The following is a 21,433-nucleotide window of genomic DNA, read 5'->3' as shown; positions in this document are numbered from 1 at the left end:
CACACGAAAAACGGTGAAATCTTCATTTTTCCGAACGTGTTGAAGCAACAAGCTTGAGGAGTATTTCAAATATGAGAGCAATTTTAAGGCAAGCAACACTAGACGATATTGCGTCTGTTGCTGGCGTATCTCGGGTGACCGTCTCACGTGTTTTGAATGAATCTCCAGATGTGAAAGAAATTACGCGTCAAAAAGTTCAAATGGCCATTGATGCGCTCAGTCAACAACCGTTCACGAAGCCCAGCTCAGACGAATTTAAGCCGCGCCGAAATTTATTGGTGCTGTTATACAGCAGCACTCAATCACACACATCGCTGTCGTTTATTCAATCAGCAATGCAAACGGCTCGTAAACAAGGGTTTGAACTTCATATTGAGGATGTGTCGTTTTGGTCATGCCAAGATGCATCAAGCATTACTCATTGGTGCATTGAACAACGCGCAAGAGGCGTCGTGCTATTACCCCCTTTTAGTGAATCTGAAGAGGCGATGCAACATCTTGCTCAGTATGGAATTTCCGTTGTTCATGTGGAACCCAAAGAAGCAAGCGAGTATTGCCCGCATGTGAGTGTGGACCACCACCAAGCCGGATACTCTTTAACGAAGCGCTTATTAAACCAAGGCATGCGGCATATCGAATTTATCGAAAGCAGCCCGATGAATGCCAAGAATCGTTTATTTTACTTGGGCCATTTAGATGCTGTTCGTCAGCAACCCATCTCTGCACTAAGCCGTCACTTACCAAGCGCTGAATTTCTGAATGCGAATGGCGATTATCAGCGTGCCGAATGCCTACTCAGTGGCGATTCATGGCCCGATGCGCTGATCTGCCAAACATATGGACAAGTTCTGGCAGCCATTCACACCGCTGATAAATTCAATATTGTCATTCCCGAACAACTCAAAGTTATCTATTTGTCGGAAGAACTGGAACTTCCGATTCAAGACGACCGAATTATTCAAGTCTGCAGCCCGTTCCGAAGTTTGGCTGCAGGAGCCGTCGATTTACTTGTGAAGCGTGTGCGTCACAAACTCAATCGGCACGACTATGCTCAATCATTCGAACCCCAAATTTTAACGCCGCAACAGGAGCTTCTGCAGTGATATCCATACGTGAGAAAATTGGTTATGGCCTAGGCGATACCGCCAGTAACCTGGTGTTTCAGATGGTCATTAATTTCATGATGTTTTTCTACACCGATGTATACGGTCTGTCGGCCGCAGCGGTGGGTACATTGATGCTGGTTGTTCGGTTATTTGACGGTGTTACCGATCCCATTATGGGCGGAGTCGCCGACCGAACCAAAACACGTTGGGGAAGCTATCGTCCGTATTTGCTGATCACCAGTATTCCCTATGCAATCTTGGCGGTGATGACCTTTACCACACCGGATTTGTCGGACAACGGTAAATTAGTTTACGCCTACATTACATATGCTTTGTTAATGACAGCCTACACCGCAGTTAACGTGCCATACTCAGCGTTGGGTGGCGTACTTACGAGTAATAACAAAGAACGCACTTCTATTCAGTCTTACCGCTTTGCATTAGCCATGTCGGGCGGCGCACTGGTCTCGGCGTTTACGATGCCAATGGTCGATTACTTTGCTGGCCCTGACGGTGATCGCCAAATGGGGTTCCAGTACGCCATGGGTGTTTTCGCAACGCTCGCATTTTTGTGTTTCGTATTCTGTTTCTTCAGCACCAAAGAGCGTGTGCAACCGAAGATCCCAAAAAATCAGACTTTCTTCAAAGACATTGCATCGTTCAAAGACAACAAGCCATTTATGATGCTTGCCGCTGCCTCGTTCATTCTATTAATTATGACGGCTATGCGTGGTGCAACCACACCTTACTACCTGACGTACTATGTTGGCCGAGAGGACTTGATTTCTCAGTTCCTCACCGCAGGTATGTTGGCATCGATTGCAGGTGCAGTGTCCGTCAATTGGTTTAGCTTGCGCTTCTGCAAAGTTCAATTGGTGAAGTTCGGGTCAATTATGATTACCGTCACGCACCTTGCGCTCTACTATTTACCAAGCTCGCAAATCGAACTGATCTTTGCAGCGTCGATGATTGGCGGCTTTGCCCAAATGTTAGTGGTGCCCATTGTCTTCGCCATGGTGGCTGACACCGCTGATTATGGCGCCCTTAAAACAGGTTCTACCAAGATGGCCATGAGCTACTCGGCACACTTGCTAGTGTTGAAATTTGGCATTGCCTTGGGTGGTGCTGGCGCAGGTTGGATTTTGGCTGGTACTGGGTATGTTGCAAACCAAGAACAAACCGAACTGGCATTAAACGGCATTATGTTTACATACGCCCTCGGCGCTGTCATTACCGGTGTAGTGATGGCCGTTATTTTTCAATTCTATACGCTCACCGACGCCAAGATGGACGAAGTGCACGAAGAATTAGAATCCCCAAAAGCAACAACAAACTGAATAAATGCCAAATAGAATTGTGATTTTATTTAGCACTTGAATGACCGGCGAGCGTCATCGTTTCACCGCATTTCGATTGACGTGACGCCACAAACATTTTTGAGCCTCAACAAGGCACATTGAGTTGGAACTTTGAACATGACTAAGACGATACAAAACCCTATTCTGAAGGGATTTAATCCAGACCCATCTATTTGCAAAAATGGCGATGACTACTACATAGCAACGTCCACATTCGAGTGGTTTCCTGGCGTACAAATCCACCACTCAAAAGATCTGGGCAACTGGGAGCTAGTTGCTCATCCATTAAACCGTACATCACAACTCGACATGAAAGGTCATCCAGATTCATGCGGTGTCTGGGCGCCTTGCCTAACCTTTAGCGATGGTTTATTTCACCTGATCTATACCGATGTGCGTGCTTATCAAGACGACTTCAAAACAGCACACAATTACTTGGTGACTGCTGAAAATATTGAAGGGCCATGGTCTGAACCTATTTTTCTGAATTCGAGCGGATTTGATCCATCACTATTCCATGATGATGATGGCCGAAAGTGGCTCATTAATGTGATTTGGGATCACAGACCTGAGGCGAGCCTAAACCACAATCGCCCCGCTAAAAACTTTGCCGGAATATTGATTCAAGAATACGATCCGCTACAGCAAAAACTAGTGGGTCCAATTAAGAACATCTTCGCGGGTTCAGATTTAGGCTTGGTTGAAGGACCTCACCTCTACAAACGCGACGGCTACTACTACATGTTAACCGCAGAAGGTGGCACATTCGCCTACCACGGTTCTCTATTTGCGCGAAGCAAGAATCTATTTGGCCCCTATGAAATGGACCCTGAAGGCCACTTATTGAATAGTCAGCAAGTGCCATCCAGCCAACTGCGACGCAGTGGCCATGCAGACATGTTAGAGCTAGATAACGGCGACTGCTACTTAGTTCACTTGACCGGTCGACCTTTGCCATATCGTGGCCGCTGTACGCTGGGCCGTGAAACCGCCATTCAAAAGATCGTATGGAATGAGCAAGGCTGGCCTCGACTCGCGCAAGGTCATGTAGGACCGGTTGATGAAATTGAAGGTCCGCACGACGTTGCGCCATCAAACCCATATCAGGTGCAACAGCTCAATTTCGACACCAATACTCTTCCCATTGATTTTCAATCAGTGCGTGTGCCGCTCACAGAAGCAAGCATGAGTCTTAGCGAGCGCCCTGGTTTCTTGCGCTTGAAAGGTAACGAGTGCCCAACCAGTCGCTATGAGCAATCAATGGTTGCCCGACGTCAGCAAGCATTTTGCTACACAGCGACAACGTCAATCGAGTTCAAGCCTGAAAACATTCAACAACTTGCGGGTCTCACGTGTTACTACAATACGGGTAAATTTATTTACCTATACGTAACCCACGATCCAGAGCAAGGACGTGTATTGGAAATCATGATGGCCTGTATGACTGGCTCTATGATTTATCCTATGGGACGTCGTATACCGTTACCTGATGACGGAGAGATTGGACTTCGTGTGGATGTCGATTTTGATGAGTGGAAAGGCGCATGGCGTCATAATGACGGCGACTGGCAGCATTTAGGTGTTCATTTAGATGCCAGTATCCTGTCAGATGAAATTGGTGCAGAAAATTTCACCGGCGCATTTGTTGGAATGGCATGTCATGACATGAGCGGAGCTCGAATTCCGGCCGATTTCAGTCACTTCAGCTATCAAGAGCGTGAATTTAAATCGCGCCAAGAGATTGTTGCAGAATCTTAAAATATCGTATTAAAAAAGCCCGCCTCTAAATGAGCGGGCTTTTTTGTATAAGATTCGATACTTAAAACGATGTCGGATGGTCTTCTTTAAACATCAAAACTAAAACCTTGCTCGGTCAGTTTGCTGTACACGTCTTCGTCAAATTCATACAAGTTAGCCGCGCGATGCGACACTCCTTGCTGTTTTTCATTGCACTGTTTTAACAAATTCATCTTCAACATTTTGCGTCTAAAGTTGGGTTTATCCAGCGTCACTCCCAAAATTGCCTCGTACAATTCTTGCAACTGTAACAACGTGAATTTACGATTCAGTAAGTTAAAACCGATAGGTTCATGCCTAACCTTGTGGCGTAAACGCTTCACCGCAGTTTGAATAATATCGGCATGGTCATAAATCAAATTTGGAAGGTTTGATACTGGCACCCATTGCACATCATTGGTTGAATACCCTGCTGCAATCGCATGGTCGTTCGGGCGAACCAACGCATAAAACGCAGCAGTGATCACTCGTCTGTGCGGCAAACGATTCACACTACTAAAGACATGGAGTTGTTCTAAAAAGATGTCTTCAAGACCCGTTAAGTTATTCAATAACCGGGCCGCTGACTGCTCTACGCTCTCGTTATATCGAACCCAACCTCCGGGTAGCGCCCATTCGCCTGCACTGTCGCCTTCAGAGTGCCGCACTAACAGCACTTTCAAACCATCGTCACTGCATCCAAAAACCACACTATCATTGGTTAATGTGTGAATCACATTGTCCGGTAAGTCAGTTAAACTCCCGTAAAAAAAGACTTTGTCATGATCAGTAACAGTGTCTTGTGAGTCACTCATTCAATACTCCGAATTCGCCGCGAACCAGCATTAACTTGACGTCTAAAAAAAAATTATTGATGCAGTTTATCATAAAACTAACCCCTCTCGATCAAAGCTCATTTTTGAGCAGTTAGCGTGTTCACTTGAAAAAAATGAGACTTCAACATACTTCTTTAACGAAGAAATGAAACATGGATCACAACCTTGTAGTCTTTTTAACCATTAGCTTATTGTCAGGTTGACCACGAAACAATCGTGTGTCAATTTTGTAACATCTGCTGAATACGTTCACAACACCATAATGAGTGTAGCGACCGCAAAGTAGATGTCATAAAAATAAAACTACATCACAAAAATCGAAAAGTTCAAACACCAGGGGGGTGTATGTTCAAAATTCACACTGTAAGCGCGCTCACAGCCGCTATCACCGCAGCCTTAAGTGGTTCTGTATTAGCTCAAGACGCAGCGCCAGCTGAGCCAGAACACAAAGGTATTGAAACCATTGAAGTCACCGTTGAACGCCGTGTTCAATCCATTCAGGATTATGCCGGTGTTGCTCAATCTTTAGATGAAGAAGAGCTTAAACAACTAGGTATTACGTCAGACATTCGTAACCTCGCCAACGCAGTTCCAGGCTTGAGCATTGCCAAGCAAGAAGGTAACGTTGAAATCTACATTCGTGGTGTAGGTAACTCAAACAATACCGAATTGGGTGATGCCGCAGCCGCAACTCACATCAATGGCGTTTACATTCCTCGTATGCGCGGTATTGGCTCCCAGTTCTATGACATTGAACGTGTGGAAGTTAACAAAGGTCCTCAAGGTACACTTCGAGGTCGTAACGCAACTGCCGGTTCATTGAACATTATTAGCAAGCGTCCAGATTTGGAAGAGTTTGCAGGCATGGTTGAAGTGGGATACGGCAACTATGACAGCGTGAACTACGACGCCATGGTGAACATTCCAGTGAGCGATACGTTTGCACTCCGTGCAGCAGCTTATCACCAAGATCATAGCTCGTACTTCAACCAAGCGAGTCCGATTGTTGACCTTGCCCCAGCAGGTGAAGAGGATGCGAGTTCTGTCCGTCTTTCTGCACTTTGGGAGCCAAGCAGCGACACGAGCGTTTATGTTGTTGGTGACTACACGAAAGAAACCGGTACCGGCTACCCCGGTGCAAACGCCTATGAAGCCCTTGGCAATGGTTACAACCCAGATGATTTAGATGAGCCTCGTGACGTGCTTTACCACGGTACACAAGGTGATATGGACTCACGTATCAAAGGCATCATGGCTGCAATTAACCATGACTTCGGCAACTTTGGCGTTGAATTCACCACCAGCTACCGCGAGCTCGACTTCGAACAAGTCAATGCTCAAAGTGTAGGGATGGATTACCCAGGTCGTAACAACGAAGACCAAAACTGGGATTTATACAGCAACGTATTGTGGGAACAAAATTCTGAATCTTATGTTCACGAATTACGTTTCTACTCGACCGACGACTCGCCACTCATTTGGACAGCCGGCGTGTTCTACTACGACGAAGATCAATCAACAGTATTCTTCTCGTTTGCTGACCAAGGCAACGGCTACCAAGGCACCGAATACACCATGCCTGAAGTTGAGTCTGACTCATTGGCCGGTTATGTCGATGTCACTTATGAAATCACTGACGACTTGCGCGTAATGGCGGGCTACCGTCGTACTAGTGAAGAAAAGTATCGTCGTGGTATCGGCGGGAACTACGGTTTCTGGTTTGCCGATAGCACTTGGAGCGGCGTAGACGCTGTTCGTTTCGGCACTGAAGGCTTTAAATTCAAAGGCCTCGATCGTGACTTTGGTTTCTTAAACGATGCTGACACTGGCCCATATGACGCCGAAGAGCTCATTCGCTCTGGTGTGAAAAACTGGGGTATTCGTGACACATTCGACGACTTGCTCGATGGTACATGTGTATTTGCCAACGGCTCTGCATGTCCAAACGGTGATGGCACTGTGAATCGTGGTGGCGCATCAACTCTCATTAAACAAGAAGGCCAGGCTGAATTTGACTTCAATGATTGGCGTCTTGGTGCAGCTTACGACATCTCAAACGACAACATGGTTTACTTCAACGTAGCCACGGGTCACAAATCAGGTGGTTTCAACGATACGCACTTGGTTGACGGTGAGCTCATTACACAAGAGTACGATCCTGAAAAACTCACTATGTATGAAATTGGTAGTAAGAATGACTTCGAATGGCTAGATACGCCAATGCGAGTCAACGCTTCTGCGTTCTACTACGACTATCAAGATCAAGTGTATCAATTGGTTCAGCAAGTGGGCGATTGTCCATCATGTGACGTACCACCAACCGCAGCATTGAACGTTAACGTAGCCGATTCAGTCATCAAAGGTTTAGAAATTGAAACTAAAGCTTTGCTGCCATATGACTTGTCAGCCGACTTAACGATGTTGTTCTTAGACGCTGAAATTGATGATGGGGTTGTATCTGATGCACGCCAATCTCATAACCCAGGTGATTTGCCTGAAGTAAACCTGAAAGGTAATGATGTGCCTAAAGCATCAGACTTCACGGCGAACATGAAACTGTCTCAGTACTTTGACTTCCAAAATGGTAGTTTCGATTGGATGCTTGCGGCTCAATATCGCAGTTCTTATCACCTGACTATCTTCAACAGCAAAGATTACGATTCAGATCCAAACCCAGGTTTCAACGACAAGGTCGATGGATATTGGCACGCTGACTTAGGTGTAGGTTACACCATGCGTGACGGAGCGCTTCGTTTTGAAGGTTATGTAAACAACCTGACCGATGAAACGCATTCGGACAAGGCGATTCAATCTCCTGGACTCAACTTACGCTTTTATAACTTGCCACGAACTTATGGCGTGCGTATGAGAGCCTATTTCTAACCTCGCCCCACCATTTGAGGTTTATACGGCGCCATTGGCGCCGTTTTTTATGCCTATCACAAATGTAAGACCAATAAACAATATAAATGACAATTAACTTGACCAATTAAAATTACCAATATACGTTAAACATGCAAGTATTGGTGTGCCTAGTAGGTATCCATGACGTTTAATGTCGACTTATTTATTGGCTGAGTTGATGTTGTCAGTTCCTTACCCTCTGACATTTTATAGCGACGTTGTCCACGTCGCTTTTTTTTGCTTAAAAAACATAATAATAATCTTTTCAATAATTTCTATTGGGATCAAATCAATATTCAGCAGAAAGTGTGAATGATTTCAAACACAATTTTGGTATTACCTATTAATATAACCAAAACTAAAAATAGTTCGTTCTCCATGAATAGAAACACCTTATTTTTCATCACCTCTCCTATACTCGCCCTTAGTTGTGGTGGTGGAGGAAGTTCTACCCTCCTTGAAAACCCGCCGCCCACGATTGTTGCTCCCCCGACGATCTCGCCGACTCCAGAGCAAGACTATGAAACCGTCTATGAAGCGCAGCTGGATTCCGACGGATTGGGACTAGGTATGCCTCCCTATACAATCATTCGAAATGCATTTGGCTCAAATTCAATTGAGGCACCCGATGTGTTTAGCGGAGATCATCAAACAATTGAACATATTGTTGAAGACTATGATGACGTGGTGGGTCATCACTTTTTGTTTGTCGCGCACCGCGATGAGGATGGCAACAAAGGTGAGTTCATCGACCGACAACGCAATGAAATAAAAATTTACGGCTCTTCATACGAGGCCCTTAAGGGTTTTGAAAACTCAATATTTGAGTACACATGGCGTTTTAAAGCCGCGGCAAATTTAGAGTTGTCGACCAAGTTCACCCACTTTTTTCAACTCAAAGCCGTGGGCGGAGACGATCAACAACCTATCATCACCATTTCTGGCGCAGAACGGAGCGGGTTAGATGGTATAGAAGTTCGCTATAGCCCACTTGTAAGTACCGAGATACTCGACAGAAACGCCTGGTCTGAAGTGGCAGGAGAATGGTTAGAAGTCTTCTGTAGAGCGAAATACAGTGATTTCGGAAAGCTTGAATTGGAAGTCAAGCGCATGCGTGACCAGACGACTATTTTGTCAGTCAAGCAAACCGAGATTGATTTATGGCGTGGCACAGAATCAGGGCATTTTGTTCGTCCCAAATGGGGAATTTATCGCTCAGTGGTAGAGACTCGTAACTTACGCGCAGAAGAAGAGCATGTGAGGTTTGCGAACTTTGTAGTACGCGAAGTGAAGCCCATTGCTATTGACGAATAAAAGTTATTGAATCATATAAAAAAGCCGGACATGACAAGCGTCCGGCAATCAGTAACTGTAAGGTTTTATTATTATCGCAGCGCCATTCCAACAAGGCGCTGATTTGGCTATGAATTAAAGCACAGCTTTGCAGGCATCAGTGATCTTATGCCACTCCCCTGCTTCAACCCATTCTTTTTGAGCAACCCACGTACCACCAACACCAATCACATTGGGGAGCGCGAGGTAGTCACACCGGTTGTTGGCATTAATTCCACCGGTAGGACAAAACACCACGTCACGAAACACGGACGATACCGCCTTTAAAAATGGGATCCCACCTGCCAATGATGCCGGAAACAACTTCATTTCATGAAAGCCATTTTCACGTGCCAGTGCAATATCTGCTGGCGTAGAAACCCCCGGTAATCCGGGTACTTCACATGCTTTAACGGCTTTGAGCAACGCGTCAGTAATGGCAGGAGTGACGATAAAATCTGCGCCTGCATCTAATGCTTGTTGCAACATTTGAGTATCCAATACGGTACCCGCCCCCACCAAAAGATCAGGGTGCTGCTGTTTGATTGCACGCAAAGCTTCAAGCGACGCATCTGAGCGCAGCACCACTTCAACGACTTTCAAGCCCGAGTCGGCCATGGCTTTCGCGATATCCAGACCTTGCTCAACAGTATCGGCCTGAATGATAGGGAGTAGCGTTTGCGTCCCCATGAGTTGTGAAAAAGTAGTCATAAAATCAGTCTCTAACGGTCTTTATTGGCATGTCTCAGCCATGTTTAATAAAGCAGGTTGGATGATCTGCTCATTGAATTTAGTAAACGTTTGGTTTGGCACAATAGCGCCGGGGTGTAAAATCACAAACCCTGCCACCGTCGCGCCTACGGCCACTGAATCTGCAATCGACAAACCCTGCAAGCGCGCCCCCATGTAGCCACCATTGAATGAATCGCCAGCAGAGGTGGTATCAACTACGCCCGACACGGGTGATATCTCAATTTCTTGAACTTGCTGTTCACTCATGCAATAAACACTTTTTGCGCCATTTTTAATGATTAATTCATCAATTCCATGTGCACCACAGAATTTTTTGATGCTACTCAAATCATCAAAACCATACAGTTGAGTGAAGTCTTCAATGCCCGGCAAGACTAAATCAGCCATTCTAAATGCGCGTTCAAATTGAATCTTAGCTTCTGTTTTGTCTTTCCACATGCGCGCTCGATAATTAGGATCAAATGCAATCTTGACTCCAGTATCTTTGAGCTTTCGCATTAACAACCAAAATATTTCTCGGTCATTGGGCTCAATCACTGCCAGCGATATGCCCGAAAAGAAAAACACATCGCCCATGCAAAGCTGTCCTACCACTTCTGCTGTGACAAACTGCATAGCTTGACGCGCTGCCGAGCATTCACGCCAGTAGGTAAAACTGCGTTCACCGTCATCGTCGGTGTCGATCATGTACAGGCCAGGAGCTTTATCTTTCGCACGAAAGACCAAGTCGGTACCAATCTGCTCTGATTCAAAAGAAGTCACCATGTTGTCGCTCAATTGGTCTTCACCCACAGTGGTGAAAAAATTGACTTGAACCTCACTAAACATGCGCTTCAAATAAACAGCCGTGTTGTATGCATCACCCGCATACGACTGCTTTAAAAGGCCGCCTGAAGTCTGTGACAACTCCACCATACACTCGCCTAATAAATAAATACGTCTCATCGAATCACTTCTTCTTCTGAACAGGCTCAATACGCCCTGCAAACCAAATCGCAATCAAATACAACGGCACCAGCGATGCCCCTAAAATGAAGAATGGCGTGTAATTGCCGCCTTCTGTCATCATAGGAACCAATTGGATGGTAATGATCACACTCAAGACTGCCGATGTGCCACTGAGCCCCGCTAAAGTTCCCACGGTTTTACCAGAGAAGAAGTCACTGGGTAGAGTTTGAATATTGCCGATGGCTGTTTGAAAACCAAACAAAATTAGTGCAATCAGCAACATAGCCATCATAGGCGTGCCTGCTTGAGCAGTCAGCAATAAAGCCGGCAGCATCACCACGCCTCCCAACACAATCACAGTTTTGCGCGCTTTGCTCACATCCCAACCTTTGGCGATCAAACGGCCGCTGAGCCAGCCACCAAAAATTGCACCAATGGCCGCGCCCACATATGGAACCCAAGCAAAAGCTCCGATTTCCTTCACGTTAAACCCAAATTTTTCATTCAGGTAGAGCGGCAGCCAAGCCACAAACAACCACCAAATAGGGTCGATGAAAAAGCGTGATGCAATCACTCCCCATGCTTGACGATGCCCTAACAATTCCTTAAAGGTTGGAACATACTCGTCTTGAGCACTTTGTTTTTCTACGTCAGGTTTTTGCCCCGACAAAATGTATTGGCGCTCATCCGATGAAATCCAAGGATGCGCATCGGGTGCCGACTTATAAATAATCATCCATGGCACAATCCAAATGAATCCCATAGAACCAATCACGATGAAAGTTGCTTTCCACCCTAAGAATGCATACAAGAATGCAATCAAAGGCGGCGCAATGATGGAACCTAGTGACGCACCCGAGTTAAAGATACCTTGGGCCAAAGCGCGCTCTTTAATGGGAAACCATTCAGCATTCGCTTTCGTTGCTCCCGGCCAGTTGCCCGCCTCACCTAATCCTAAAAGGAAACGGAAAATACCAAACGACATTGCCGTGGTCGCAATGGCATGCAGAGCAATAGATACCGACCAAACAACAATCGAGAGCAGAAAGCCAATACGAGTGCCTACGGCATCAAATATTTTGCCAAATAGCGACTGCCCTATGGCATATGAAATCATGAAGACCGTGATAATGTTGGCATAGTCTTGCTTGCCCAACCCTAAATCTTCTGCAATACCAGGCCACATCACAGCGAGTGCTGAGCGGTCGATATAGTTGATGACCGTAGCAATCGCAACGAGCGATACCACAATCCAACGTAAGCCTTTAACAGTCATAGTCATTATTCCCCAACAAAGTCTTCGCGCATTGGACTAAATACGTCGATCAGAATGCCACCTGTTGTGCATACCGCACCGTGATCCACGTTCGGTGGCACAAAAAAACAATCACCCGCAGTTAACGTTTTTATTTTGCCATCCACATTCACTTCGAATGTGCCCTTTTCAACGTATGACACCTGAGAGTGGCGATGCTTGTGCACATAGCCTTCAGCGCCTTTTTCAAAAAACACTTTCACTGCCATGAGCTCTTCGTTGTACCCCATAATTTGGCGCGACAAACCGCCACCAATATCTTCAACTGGAATATCGTCACCAAACAAGAAATGTTCGCTCTGAATCATCATTACTTCCTCAAAAAAGCTCAAATTATTGAATATCGAATAGTTGGAAATGACTGGAGAATTGGAACTTCTGTCCCTTATGAATGAAGGCATGCATGCCCTCGGACTCCTGACCAAGATGGAACGCCAACACATACACTGAACCATCGTTAAAACTGACTTCTATCACCTGAACCTCGTCGTGACGCTGATGTATTAAATCAACGACTTGGCTTGATCCGGTGAGGGTGTATTCTTTAGAAGGGTTGTATTCGCCATGCGGCTCTAACACACTGACAAAATCATGTGATTTGGCATTCGCCACCCTAAAAATAAATGCGTTTTCCGCTCTGAGATTAAATTGCGGGTCATTCGCGCCGAGTTGAGTAAATAGTACGTTTGTGCCCTGCGACTGAAGGGCCGTTAAGGTGTAGAAGCGGCCGTTCTTATTCAACCAAGTCACCTTAGCCAAAGGGCCTTTGGGTGTGGCGGAAGACTTCAACCATAAATGTTGATAACCCGAATCTTGTCCTAAAGGTGTGAGTGCACTGAGTTGCGTGTTAAGTTCAAAGTTGGTTTCTATCAAATGGCCTTGATAGTGCACCGGAAGATCGTATTGATGCACCGAATCTGACTCGGCGCTAAGCACGTCCACCACTAAGGATTTTTCTGGGGCCAAATTCAGCAACGCAATCGTGCGAGTGAATGCGGTATCTGGGTAGGCTGAATCAATCGTTGCGGCAGCAATTTTAACGCGCTCGTGATTACCAAAGAAAAGTAGTTCTGGGTGGTGCTTATTACCTTCTTTGGTGATTCCTTCGAAGTGACTTATTTCGTCTACCACCAGCGTATTGTGAGCAACAGTTTGCTTCGCATAGGTTTTATTTTCGGGCAAATAGCGACCGCCAAACTTGGCTTCTACATTGAGAAAACGGGCCGCGCCATAGTCACTTACGATCTCTTCGTCGGTATCATAAAACTGCCAATTTAATTTGTCGAAATGACCATGACCCAAGCCCTGAGCAGTGGCTTTAAAGACCAGTGCCTGATCGCCATGATTACGCTGGCGCATCACGACAAACGCACCTTGCATACCGTCGGCACCATCGCCAAACGCTATGGATTTAAAATCAAAGGGAGTGGCCAGTCCTTGCTCGATAGCTCGGGCCACTTTAAGGCCGTCCCCGGTGAGTAGAATTTGGTCTTGTTGCTGGGCAATGCTTAACAGGCCAGTTTCGCCTGTTAGACCGTAGGCGATGGCAACACCGTTAACCAATTCAATGGTATCAATACCTTTGCTTTTGATGGCATCGTTCAGCGGGAAGAACAGATTGTTGTAGCTCAGCTGAATGGTGGTCTCGATCGCTTTGAGTACGATTCCATCGCGATACTCAAATATTTTCCGCTCCGGCTCGTTCACCTCAATCGCCTTCGCAAAAGTCACGAATGGCATTAGCGCATAGCGCTGGTAGTACGGCCCTTCGTTGTAGTAACCGGCAGGAGAAAATAACTCATCGAGCTGACGCAAAAAGCCGCCTTTCCCCGACTTTTCTAAATCGTAAAGTGCTTTTTCAACCCAATCTCGTTCACCTAATACATAACCTGTCATACCCACAGCCGTTGTGGCCCATGTGCCGTGGTTGTGCACTAAATTAAAAGTATGAGGAGATTGCTCGGAGAGGAACAAAGCCACTGGGCGAAGCACACCGTTCTCGATGGTTTGGCGAGTTGCATCATCGAGCGCAGGAATAATCGCATCGTAAGCTTGAATGGTATAAACCAACCAAACCGCTTCGTTAAGACCTTGCCAAAACAGCTTGCCAGCGTTACTGCTTTTCTTTTGCGGGTGGATCGGCAGTGTGGGATACAGCTTGGCATACTCCAGCAACATATCGCGCACATGGTTTGCGTATTTAACATCACCGGTAAGCTGATAAAGCACCGCTGCATTAAACATTAACTTATAGTTATTTTTGTGTCGCTCATGGGTATAGCCCCCTCCTGCATGCAGCGGCACAGGGATATCGACAGGCTCAAGAAGCAGCTGATCAACGTCAGCCACTTTGGCGCGAAAGGCGTCTTGAAATAAGCCAGGTTGAGTCATCGCTTGGCGCATCGCTACCACGTCACTCGCAGTGATCACCAAGTTAGGGTGTTGTGCCGCAATGACTTTGGGGCACATCGCGGCAACGAATAAGAATACCGCAACACATAGCGCTCGTTGCATTGTATAAAGGTACTGTTTGAACTGTAAAAACATCATGTCCGTTACCTAATAATGAACCGAATTATGGTTCGTGCTTACAGCACTCGGTTATTCATCAACTTGGCGGTGTGTGGTCCGGCAACACGTAACTCAACAATTTCAGGCTTTGGAGTGCCATTAAATTCATTGCCTCGAATAAGAGATTGAGGCTCTCCAACCGTGTGCTCCAACATGACTTTTGCTGAATCTTTAAACAGGTTGTGACTGATGTTGGCCACTTGGTTGCCATGCAATCGAATCGACGCCTTCAATTTGTTCCGCTTGCCAAGCCCAGCATCTCGAACCTGATTATTTTCAAAGATAAAGTGGGGACCAAAGGTACTTTCATCGGTGCCGCCACGATACACATCGGCAAGTGCGCCTTTAACATGTTCAAAGTGATTTCCTGTCAGGCGAATATACTCAGCGTTGTAAATGCCCAGATCATCGGTTTCTTTGTTCAGTCGTAAAATGTCACCGGTGATGGCTTTAAATTGGTTGTTGTGAAAATCAATCGCGAAAGCAAATGCTCGGCTGCCTGAGTCAAAGAAATGATAGGAATGATTGACATCGAGGTTTTGCACCAAGCTATTAATCATTTCAAAGCGATACGTGGTGATCATGCCCCACTTTGAGGTTCGAATAAGTACATTGCCAGCAGAGTCCGAACTATCTTTTCCATCAAGCACTAAGCCATCAATTTTGAGGCTGCCGCCGTTGGCAATTTCAAACAAGGTCGAGCGGTCGAATAGGACTTTTGCCTGTTGACGATTTTTTGCACGAAAGCTCAGTGTTTTATTTAATTTCAGAATCTTATTGACGTTATAAACACCGTCACCCAATTCAATCACGTCACCGTCTTTTGCCTGTGCGACTGCATTTTCAAGGCTGCTTTCAGTGGCAGAAATAAAAACAACCTTGCCCGAATCAAATGCCACGTCAGGTTCAACTTTGGCGTACCAGGTAGGGCCTGTTTTTTGAATCTCTATGGGGTGTAGATTTTTCGACACACCAAACTTCAAAAGCGCTTTGTCTGCGGGGTAAAGTAAGCCATTGCTTGCACGCTTTAAATCGATGGTTTGATAGTCAATACCATGAGCAACATCTGTTTGATGGGTTGGAGTCATGACGTTGTCTGAAAATGAAATGCCACTGATGTCATCAAACACACTAAATGGATTTAAACCATTTTTCGTCACCAGTAAATTGCCCGTCATCACACTGTTCTGAGGCGTTGCAGAGCGTTCTGCGTCACTTCCGGCAGCAAACTGAATGTGTTCAACATTAATAAATGAATTGTGTTTTATTTGAGCATTAACCACTTGGTGGTAACGATTAATAGGCGAATCAGGCACGCCATTCATGACGGTAAAACCACTGCCAAAACGATAGCCAGTTAAGCCTTCAAGGTAGTTATTTTGTACCACCTGATCGCGATTAATAATGCGAATACCACCGGTGTGGTCAACACCGTTGCCAAAGAACACATTGCCTTCAACCCGGTTGCCATTGCCGTGGCGCAGGGTAAGCGTGCCACGAGATTCATTAAATACATTATTGCGAATAACGTTGTTGCCGCTTTTCACAGAGATAATTTCAACTTCACCATTGCATCGGTCAAAGTAGTTATCTTCAACCACTGTGAATGAGCTGGACAATGAATGATGGCTGGTACCAATCCGTAAAGTTTCACCGCCATTGGAGCCCAACACTGGGCGGGGGCCGAAATAGTTGTGATCAATACGATGATGGTTTTCTTGGCTTTGTGCTGAGTTAAGACGCACGGCCAGTGTCACACCCTTGTTGCGCTTACCCACAAGGTAGTTATGGTCAAATCGATTCTGTTGACCGTAAATTCCCACCCAATAGTCCGATTCGAATTTGTCGGGGTTGCTGTAATTGTCGATCACCACTTCGGTCACACGGCTGTGATAGGCAAAGTCAGTTTTACTGGTTCGAAACGAGATGACTTCGCTTGTGGGTGTGTAGCCGTTTTTAAACACAAGCCCTTTGACCACTAAGTACTCACCCGACATGCGCAAGTTCGATTGGCCCTGCAATATGACTTGTCCATTGGTTTCTGCGCGCAACGTAATAGGCGCGTCTTTTGTGCCTTTGGCTTTGAATTTTATTTCAAAGTTATTCCAGGTGCCGTTTGCTAAGACGATGCTATCGCCCGCCTCTACTTGTTTCAGGGCTGATTTGAAAGCATCGGGAGTCTTCACCACCCAATCTTTGGCCACCACCGGCTTCACCAAAACAATGAGTGACAAAACACTACAAGTCACAAGCGATACGAAGGAGGTAAGGGTACGATTTAACATAAGTCTACTTCTTTGAGTGATTCGATTCGGGCGTGAAAGTGGAGCGCCATCCTTAGCGCTCCTTCATCCTCGTAAGATGAATTGCTGCTTTAGAACTTATGCTTCAAGCTCACGAAGTACTTGGTACCCGTGCTTGAAATTAGTGTTGGCGTGTCGTTGCCGCCGCGCGTCATGAACTGAGCTTCATCCAATACGTTTAATACCTTTAATGACAGCGCGGTATTTTTAGTGAACTTATACTTTGCGTTCATATCAACGTATTCAAACGGTTCAACATAACGGTTGGCTTTGGCACCTGAGTTAGGCTGGAAATACTGCGAACGAGTTTTGTATAACACTCGAACAGAGAAATCTCTGTAGTCCCAGTAGACCGATCCTGAGAAGGTGTTTTTCGAGAAGCCAAAGATGTTGGCAGGGTCTACAAAACCTTCAGTCACCGTGCCATCGTCGTTTGTTACATCACCAAATGTGCCATCTTGGTTTTCAAAGTCGGAGTCCGCATAGTTGTATGAAAGCTTGGTACCCAAGGTGTCGAATGGTGCAGGCAATTCAGTAAAGACTTTCTGAGCAGAGATCTCGATACCTTTGAGGTCACTGGTATCATCACTTTTCTCTGTGGTAGATACCGACATCGGATATTCAACACCGTCAACCGTGAGATATTCAGTCAGGTTTACTTTTTTAAAGCTCGCTTCGAACTGTTTGTAGTAAAGCGCAACAGATAACGCAGTATCTTCATTTGGATACCACTCCAACGAAATATCACCGTTCCAAGACATCAATGGTTCCATCGTTGGGTTATCGCCTGACGCGTCATCAATCAAGTCATCCGGATCGGTGATGTTGTCATCATCAGCTACATTGACTGAACGTCCCGCACCTAAGTCTTGAAGGTTCGGCCGTGACAACGCGCGGTACGCAGCGGTACGAAGCAACAAGTCATCATCTAAATGAAATGTGATGTTCGCACTCGGTAAATATTCGGTGCTGCTGTGATCAACATAGTGAGTGCCCACTGTTCCGCCATCGACTTCTTCTAAACGGATATATTCAGTACCAGTGTCGGGATCAACGGTGGTAACAAGTTCAAATTCTGATGTGTAACCCTTGGCTTCAATACTGGTATGAACCACACGGAGTCCAACATTACCAGTGACTGGCGTATCAAATGCTTCACCGTCGAGATTCACCATGACGTAACCTGCGGTGATATCTTCACGAATATCATCATCGCCATTACTGCGAGTGTCAGGCTTGCGCCCAATGTCGGTGAAGCTGCCATCTGGATTCGCCTGCGACAACAAACCAAATCCACAACGGCCATCAAATTGGGCGTATTCGCCGCCTTCTACACCGTCGCCATTTTCTGATTTAAACCATTCGTCGTTGTTCCACTTTGGCAGGAAGCAATTTTCAATCAGTGGTGTTGTTTCATCAACGTTTGTGGTTTTGTATTCACTAACACGCTCACCTGTATTTGGATCAATCGCTGTGTTGGTATCCAAGTCAGACGTTAAGTGCTCTTCTGAATAACGAATACCGGCATCAACACTGGCAATCCAGTCGTTGTTTTCAATGGCGTAGTTCACATCAAAACGTGCAGCTTTGATGGTGTCAAAACGTTCATCCATTTGACGACGGTAACGTGCTTCTGGGTTCGTGCCATTATTGTTTACGCCCAACCAAGATTCTGGATTGGTGGGGTTAAAGGCAGTTGATGAATCAAACCCTTCTTGATCGGCATTCAAACCATTTTCGTCTAAAAAGCGCAAACGCGTTAAACGGTGTTGGCGTTGGTCCAGTGAATAATTCCAGCGGTCACCCGTTTTAATCCGCGACTGGAAGCTAGAACGGTTACGATGAGAGCGGCTATAAGATAAGTCTAAGCTGACTAACAGCGCATCGGTCATGTAGTGATCAATCTTTAAACCAAAACCGTTGTAACGCTCGATTTCATCTCGGTAGTAACCTTGTGCTTCAAACTTAGATTCGCCGGTACGATATTCAAGAGTGCGGTTGCCATCGGTCACAACATTGTCGAGGTAGCGGCGGCCGTCAGATACAGTCAGATCATGACGATCTTCGGTGTATTCATTTCTAGACCACTCAAAATCGCCGTAGATATCCCAATTGTCATTCGGTTGCCACTGCAATGTACCCACAATCGCATTACGCTCATCCGATTCTTCCATCGTTCGGTAAGTCGTGCTCGATGGCACAAAGAACTGTGAATCCGGATCGTAGTCATTCACGTTGTCACGATCAATTGCACCATCGCCATCTTCACAGTCACTTGCACTGCGAATATCAACGGGGCTGCCATCGGCATAATTAGTTGCGCATGCGTATAAGGTAGAACTGGTCAGTAAGCTTTCTTCAGGGTTTGAAGAGTCTGTACGTTGGCCACCAATGGTATAACCAAACGCACCAAAGTCTGTTTCGAATTGATCAACGTAGGAAAAAGTCGCTCGATTACCAAGCCCATTTTCGCCATCCACTCGAGCCTCAGTTTCATTGTAGATTCCAGTTAACTCAATCGAGCCCACATTTTCGCCGTAATCTAACGGGCGCAGAGATGACAACGCAATCGTACCCGACACACCACCTTCAATCAGGTTGGCTTGTTGTGATTTATACACCACAACCTTGTCGACTAGATCTGATGGGAATTTTTTAAAATTAACCGCCCGAGTGTAACCCGCACTGGTAACAGTCCGTTCGTTGAACGTGGAATACCCCAAGAATGGACCCATACCACGAATCGACATTTCAGACGCCGAACCTTTACCTCGGTGACCTGAAACACTGGTAATATTCTCAATAACATCAGAGATAGAAAGTCCCGGAAGATCACCAAAGTCTGCAGCAGCAATCGCATCAACAACGGCAGCTGTGTTGCGTTTCTCATTTAACGAGCGTGTCATTGTGGCGCGCATACCAGACACTTTAATGACTTCTACATTACTGGTATCAACGGCCTGAGCAACATCTTGTCCGGCATCAGCTTGTTGGGCATTAACATCATCTTGGGCAAATACGGGAGCAGTTAGAGCAGTCAACAAGGCAGACGCACACAAAGTACGTTTACCAATGTTTTGCTGCAGTAGCGCTCTAGTTATGTGGTTGAGTTTCACTATCGTCATCCCCGTGTGTTCACGTGTTGTTATTTTGTAATGCACATGTATTTGGTCTGTGCTTTTTCTACGATTAAAGTTAACCAAACATTGACATCCTTGGCAAACCATTTGTTATTACCAATATGGTAACTGTGATCTATATCGTGATTACCAATTTGGTCATTCCAATAGTTTTAGACTCGAACCTAATAAGTCTGATTTTGGCCACATTTTGGATGTTTTTTTGCCAGTTGTTTGGAAATAGGGATATGATGTTGGTATATGTACGTTTAAACGGTTTACCAAAAAGGATAACTATGAAAAACCGTCGCTTATTTTGGCGCATTGTGGAACAAATTGAGTCCATGATTAGCGGAGGGGATTTTCCTCCGGGAAGCCGGCTGCCACCGGAACGAGAGCTCGCAGAAATTTTTGATGTGAGCCGTCCAACTGTCCGAGAAGCCATCATCGCATTAGAAGTGCGAGAGCGCGTTGAAGTGAAAACTGGTTCAGGGGTGTATGTACTTGAACAACCAGAACAACTGCTTCAATCTAAGAAACTCAGTGCATTTGAATTAACGCAGGCGCGAGCGCTTATTGAAGGCGAAGTTGCAGCTTTAGCCGCGACCTCAATTAACAACGAAGAGCTCGAGACTCTGCGTGAAACATTGGTAAGAATGGAACGCGACGAAAACGTCCAAGAAGCTGACGAATTGTTCCACCACACCATTGCAAAAGCGACTCGCAACAGTGCAATGCAAGAGTCTGTGCAAAACCTTTGGAAGCTTCGGACTTCAAACCCAAACATTATTGCTGACTATGCCAGTGTTTGCGGCCAAAGCAGTGCACAAACGATTACCGAACATCGCGAAATTTTTAACGCGCTAGAAGCGAAAGACGCCAACGCAGCCAGAGCGGCAATGCACAAGCATTTCAATCGCTTAATCAATTCATTGTTTGATGCGATTGAAACCCGCGCACTTGAGGAAGTACGGCGTAAGAATAGCGAAAAGCGCGGTTTATACTCACTCGACAATTTGGTCAAAGATCGGTTGTAGCCAATAAAGTGATCTGCATAACAAGGCCACGCAAGTGGCTTTGTTATGCGCGCCATCACCCACTGGCCACATAGA

The 21,433-nt window shown here is 45.9% G+C and carries 14 protein-coding genes; 6 read left to right on the top strand and 8 right to left on the bottom strand.

Going from position 1 to position 21,433, the window contains the following annotated elements; all coding sequences use genetic code 11:
* The first annotated feature begins 71 nt into the window (after positions 1 to 71).
* The 3 genes from NAF29_RS02660 (at position 72) to NAF29_RS02650 (ending at position 4,222) form a co-directional block, all read left to right on the top strand.
* Entirely contained in the window at positions 72 to 1,103 is a 1,032-nt protein-coding gene (locus tag NAF29_RS02660) for a LacI family DNA-binding transcriptional regulator (RefSeq protein ID WP_251259935.1), read from the top strand.
* On the top strand, positions 1,100 to 2,443 hold the full coding sequence (locus NAF29_RS02655) for an MFS transporter (RefSeq protein ID WP_251259934.1): 1,344 nt from the start codon (positions 1,100 to 1,102) through the stop codon (positions 2,441 to 2,443). Before NAF29_RS02660 ends, NAF29_RS02655 begins: the two co-directional genes overlap by 4 nt.
* A gap of 138 nt (positions 2,444 to 2,581) precedes the next feature.
* On the top strand, positions 2,582 to 4,222 hold the full coding sequence (locus NAF29_RS02650; RefSeq protein WP_251259933.1) for a glycoside hydrolase family 43 protein: 1,641 nt from the start codon (positions 2,582 to 2,584) through the stop codon (positions 4,220 to 4,222).
* 86 nt (positions 4,223 to 4,308) lie between these two features.
* Here NAF29_RS02650 and NAF29_RS02645 read toward each other — a convergent pair whose 3' ends face one another.
* Positions 4,309 to 5,055: an NUDIX hydrolase gene (locus NAF29_RS02645; RefSeq protein ID WP_251259932.1), complete on the bottom strand. Its 747-nt coding sequence runs from the start codon at positions 5,053 to 5,055 to the stop codon at positions 4,309 to 4,311.
* A gap of 366 nt (positions 5,056 to 5,421) precedes the next feature.
* Here NAF29_RS02645 and NAF29_RS02640 point away from each other — a divergent pair, with 366 nt between their 5' ends.
* Positions 5,422 to 7,959 carry a TonB-dependent receptor gene (locus tag NAF29_RS02640; protein ID WP_251259931.1) on the top strand — a complete coding sequence of 846 codons (2,538 nt, stop codon included), beginning with the start codon at positions 5,422 to 5,424 and terminating at the stop codon, positions 7,957 to 7,959.
* Positions 7,960 to 8,358: 399 nt separating this feature from the next.
* Entirely contained in the window at positions 8,359 to 9,294 is a 936-nt protein-coding gene (locus tag NAF29_RS02635; RefSeq protein ID WP_251259930.1) for a hypothetical protein, read from the top strand.
* Positions 9,295 to 9,408: 114 nt separating this feature from the next.
* Here NAF29_RS02635 and eda read toward each other — a convergent pair whose 3' ends face one another.
* The 7 genes from eda to NAF29_RS02600 all read right to left on the bottom strand — a co-directional run bounded on the left by eda (position 9,409) and on the right by NAF29_RS02600 (position 20,318).
* Positions 9,409 to 10,023 carry a bifunctional 4-hydroxy-2-oxoglutarate aldolase/2-dehydro-3-deoxy-phosphogluconate aldolase gene (gene eda / locus NAF29_RS02630; protein ID WP_251259929.1) on the bottom strand — a complete coding sequence of 205 codons (615 nt, stop codon included), beginning with the start codon at positions 10,021 to 10,023 and terminating at the stop codon, positions 9,409 to 9,411.
* Positions 10,024 to 10,044: 21 nt separating this feature from the next.
* Positions 10,045 to 11,010 (bottom strand): sugar kinase, encoded by a 966-nt coding sequence (locus NAF29_RS02625; protein WP_251259928.1) that lies wholly within the window; start codon positions 11,008 to 11,010, stop codon positions 10,045 to 10,047.
* Between the two features lie 4 nt (positions 11,011 to 11,014).
* Entirely contained in the window at positions 11,015 to 12,289 is a 1,275-nt protein-coding gene (locus NAF29_RS02620) for an MFS transporter (RefSeq protein ID WP_251259927.1), read from the bottom strand.
* A 5-nt stretch (positions 12,290 to 12,294) separates the two neighbouring features.
* Positions 12,295 to 12,639, bottom strand: coding sequence for a cupin domain-containing protein (locus NAF29_RS02615; RefSeq protein WP_251259926.1), 345 nt, complete (start codon positions 12,637 to 12,639; stop codon positions 12,295 to 12,297).
* A gap of 22 nt (positions 12,640 to 12,661) precedes the next feature.
* The gene (locus NAF29_RS02610; RefSeq protein ID WP_251259925.1) at positions 12,662 to 14,878 is read right to left on the bottom strand and encodes a heparinase II/III domain-containing protein; all 2,217 of its coding nucleotides are present in this window, start codon (positions 14,876 to 14,878) and stop codon (positions 12,662 to 12,664) included.
* Between the two features lie 38 nt (positions 14,879 to 14,916).
* Positions 14,917 to 17,184: a polysaccharide lyase 6 family protein gene (locus tag NAF29_RS02605; protein WP_251259924.1), complete on the bottom strand. Its 2,268-nt coding sequence runs from the start codon at positions 17,182 to 17,184 to the stop codon at positions 14,917 to 14,919.
* A gap of 89 nt (positions 17,185 to 17,273) precedes the next feature.
* Entirely contained in the window at positions 17,274 to 20,318 is a 3,045-nt protein-coding gene (locus tag NAF29_RS02600; RefSeq protein ID WP_251259923.1) for a TonB-dependent receptor, read from the bottom strand.
* A 299-nt stretch (positions 20,319 to 20,617) separates the two neighbouring features.
* Between NAF29_RS02600 and NAF29_RS02595 the strand changes: the two genes are divergently transcribed.
* Entirely contained in the window at positions 20,618 to 21,358 is a 741-nt protein-coding gene (locus NAF29_RS02595) for a FadR/GntR family transcriptional regulator (protein ID WP_251259922.1), read from the top strand.
* Positions 21,359 to 21,433 lie beyond the last annotated feature (75 nt).

Source organism: Echinimonas agarilytica (assembly GCF_023703465.1).
In the GTDB taxonomy this organism is placed as follows: domain Bacteria; phylum Pseudomonadota; class Gammaproteobacteria; order Enterobacterales; family Neiellaceae; genus Echinimonas; species Echinimonas agarilytica.
This window is presented reverse-complemented; position numbering and strand designations above follow the sequence as displayed.

Bases quoted from the DNA above. Each gene is read 5' to 3' on its own strand.
- NAF29_RS02615 (WP_251259926.1), bottom strand. From the start codon at position 12,639: ATGATGATTCAGAGCGAACATTTCTTGTTTGGTGACGATATTCCAGTT.
- NAF29_RS02625 (WP_251259928.1), bottom strand. From the start codon at position 11,010: ATGAGACGTATTTATTTATTAGGCGAGTGTATGGTGGAGTTGTCACAG.
- eda (WP_251259929.1), bottom strand. From the start codon at position 10,023: ATGACTACTTTTTCACAACTCATGGGGACGCAAACGCTACTCCCTATC.
- NAF29_RS02650 (WP_251259933.1), top strand. From the start codon at position 2,582: ATGACTAAGACGATACAAAACCCTATTCTGAAGGGATTTAATCCAGAC.
- NAF29_RS02640 (WP_251259931.1), top strand. From the start codon at position 5,422: ATGTTCAAAATTCACACTGTAAGCGCGCTCACAGCCGCTATCACCGCA.
- NAF29_RS02645 (WP_251259932.1), bottom strand. From the start codon at position 5,055: ATGAGTGACTCACAAGACACTGTTACTGATCATGACAAAGTCTTTTTT.
- NAF29_RS02660 (WP_251259935.1), top strand. From the start codon at position 72: ATGAGAGCAATTTTAAGGCAAGCAACACTAGACGATATTGCGTCTGTT.
- NAF29_RS02635 (WP_251259930.1), top strand. From the start codon at position 8,359: ATGAATAGAAACACCTTATTTTTCATCACCTCTCCTATACTCGCCCTT.
- NAF29_RS02605 (WP_251259924.1), bottom strand. From the start codon at position 17,184: ATGTTAAATCGTACCCTTACCTCCTTCGTATCGCTTGTGACTTGTAGT.
- NAF29_RS02620 (WP_251259927.1), bottom strand. From the start codon at position 12,289: ATGACTGTTAAAGGCTTACGTTGGATTGTGGTATCGCTCGTTGCGATT.
- NAF29_RS02610 (WP_251259925.1), bottom strand. From the start codon at position 14,878: ATGATGTTTTTACAGTTCAAACAGTACCTTTATACAATGCAACGAGCG.
- NAF29_RS02595 (WP_251259922.1), top strand. From the start codon at position 20,618: ATGAAAAACCGTCGCTTATTTTGGCGCATTGTGGAACAAATTGAGTCC.